Below are 2,451 nucleotides of genomic sequence, written 5' to 3' on the forward strand. Positions count from 1 at the left end.
CCTATATCCCGGCTCATCCGGCCGATGCACCCGCCCGCACCATCACCAACCGCACTTTTCCGGCGGTCGAACGTTATGGCTTGGTCTGGTCCTCGGAAGAGCCGCGCGGGGAGGTGCCTGAGATTGCCGGCCTCGCCGAAGACAAGCTCCTCGCCTTGCGCGGCATCGCGGTCAACGCGCCGGCCGACAAAGTCGTCGAGAGGCTGAGAGCCTATCGCTTTCAACCCAACGGAGCGATCGACGGCGAGGGCGCCGACATTCTCGTCGAAGCCGCCCAGGATTTCGCTGTGGCGCTTCGCTCGCGAGCCAGCGGCGCCGAGACGCAGGGCGTTTTCTTCGTGCAGCCGGTCGATTCCAACCGTTCGGTGATCCGCGGCGTGCTCGATCAGGAGGCCGAGGGCGCCGCGCGCATTGCCATTCTGCGTCACCACAATGAGCGGCTTTCCAAGCTGCGCGACGAGGTCGAGCGCGACGTGGCGAACGCGCCGGCGCCGGCGCCGCTCGAGCCGGTCTACGAACGGGTCTCGGCCGAACTCGCCGAAATGCCTGAGGTGACCACGCATGGCCGCAAGGCTGCGCTGCGTGTCAGCGTGGCCAGAAAATGGCAGACCGCCGACGGGATCGCAGGCTTCGAGCTTCGTCCGATCAAGGGCATCCTGCCGACGTTCCAGCCTGGAGCTCATATCGACGTCCACATGCCCAATGGCGAGATCAGGCAGTATTCGATCACCAACGGTCCTGGTGAAACCGACAGCTTCACCATCGGCGTCAAGCTGGAACGGGACTCCAAGGGTGGCTCGAAATGCATGCATGAGACGGTGCGAGAGGGCGACGTGCTGGCGATTTCCGAGCCACGCAACAACTTCCCGCTGCGCCGCGATGCGATCAAGACGCTGTTCGTCGCCGGCGGCATCGGCATCACGCCGCTGCTCGCCATGGCGCAGGCGCTGAAGAACCAGGAGCTTGCGCACGAGCTGCATTATTTCGCGCAAGGCGAGGAACACCTCGCCTTTGCCGATCGGCTGAAGCATCTCGGCGATGCGCTGAAGCCGCATCTCGGCCTCTCGCCCGACGCGACCGGCGCCGAGCTTCGACAACTCCTCGCCGGTTATCGCAATGGCATGCATCTCTACATCTGCGGCCCGGGACCGATGCTGGAAGCCGCGCGCAAGATCGCGGCCGAGCAGGGCTGGCCGGATAGCGCCGTCCATTTCGAGTACTTCAAGAACACCAACAAGATCGACGACAGTTCGAGCTTCGAGGTCGCGCTGGCGCGCTCCTGCGTCACGCTTCAGGTGCCGGCGGGCAAGACGATCATGCAGGTCATGCGCGAAAGCGGCATCGATGTTCCGTCGTCTTGCGAGCAAGGCGCCTGCGGCACTTGCGTGGCGACGGTGATCGAGGGCGAACCGGACCATCAGGACGTCTACCTCAACGATGCCGAGAGGAAGGCCGGAACCAAGATCATGACCTGCGTTTCGCGCGCCAAATCGGCACGCCTCGTGCTGGACATCTAACTGTTTGTTTTACGCAATTCCGGACGGAAAACCGTTACACACTTTTCCTGGAATTGCTTTAGGAGCCGCCGATGATCACGCTTTACGACTACGAACTGTCGGGCAATTGCTACAAGCTGCGGCTGCTGATGAGTTTTCTCGGCATCGACTACAAGACCGTGCCGGTCGACTTCTACCCCGGCCGCGAACACAAGTCGGAATGGTTCCTGAAACTCAATCCGCTTGGCCAGCTGCCGGTCATCGAGGATGAAGAGCTGATCTTGCGCGATGCCCAAGCGATCCTTGTCTATCTCGCCTCGAAATACGATCCGTCGGGCACCTGGTATCCGCGGGACAATCCCGCTCTGCTGGGCGAGATCAGCCAGTGGCTGGCCTTTGCAGACGGTATCACTTCGACGGCGTCGGCCGCCCGCCTGCACGATGCGCTGTTTTATGACTTCGATATCGACGCCGCGCGTGCCGGCGCGCATCGCCTTTTCCGTATCCTCGACGAGCATCTGTGGTTCGGCGAACAGCAGGGCCGCAACTGGATCTGTTCGGCCAGTCACCCGACCATCGCCGACATCGCCTGTTTTCCTTACATCATCCTGTCGGAGGAAGGCGGTGTTCCGCGCCAGGACTATCCGGCTATTCGGCGCTGGTGCGACCGTGTCAAGCGCATCAAGGGCTTCACCGTCATGTCGGGTGTGTTTCCCGCCGGCCCCGGCAAGATCGCCGCATAGTCTGATCATAAGCGCCGCGTTCTGGCCCGGCAAAATAGAGATTTGGGAGAGAAAAAGAATGAAAACCCGCGCCGCTGTCGCTGTCGCCGCCGGAAAGCCGCTGGAGATCATGGAGGTCGACCTCGAGGGCCCGCGCGAGGGCGAAGTGCTGGTCGAGATCAAGGCGACAGGCATTTGCCACACCGACGAATTCACACTGTCGGGCGCCGATC

General features: G+C 62.5%; 2 protein-coding genes and 1 pseudogene. All 3 read left to right on the forward strand.

Going from position 1 to position 2,451, the window contains the following annotated elements:
* Positions 1-1,517, forward strand: a 1,517-nt coding sequence (locus ENZ75_RS28590) for a 2Fe-2S iron-sulfur cluster-binding protein (RefSeq protein ID WP_128278502.1), incomplete at its 5' end; no start/stop codon positions are given.
* A gap of 71 nt (positions 1,518-1,588) precedes the next feature.
* On the forward strand, positions 1,589-2,239 hold the full coding sequence (locus ENZ75_RS28595; protein WP_063168879.1) for a glutathione S-transferase: 651 nt from the start codon (positions 1,589-1,591) through the stop codon (positions 2,237-2,239).
* A 58-nt stretch (positions 2,240-2,297) separates the two neighbouring features.
* Positions 2,298-2,451 (forward strand): annotated as a pseudogene (locus ENZ75_RS28600) (S-(hydroxymethyl)glutathione dehydrogenase); the annotation flags it as partial.

Origin of the sequence: Mesorhizobium sp. M7A.F.Ca.CA.002.04.1.1 (assembly GCF_004022805.1) — a bacterium.
GTDB classification, from domain to species: domain Bacteria; phylum Pseudomonadota; class Alphaproteobacteria; order Rhizobiales; family Rhizobiaceae; genus Mesorhizobium; species Mesorhizobium ciceri.

Bases quoted from the DNA above. Each gene is read 5' to 3' on its own strand.
- ENZ75_RS28595 (WP_063168879.1), top strand. From the start codon at position 1,589: ATGATCACGCTTTACGACTACGAACTGTCGGGCAATTGCTACAAGCTG.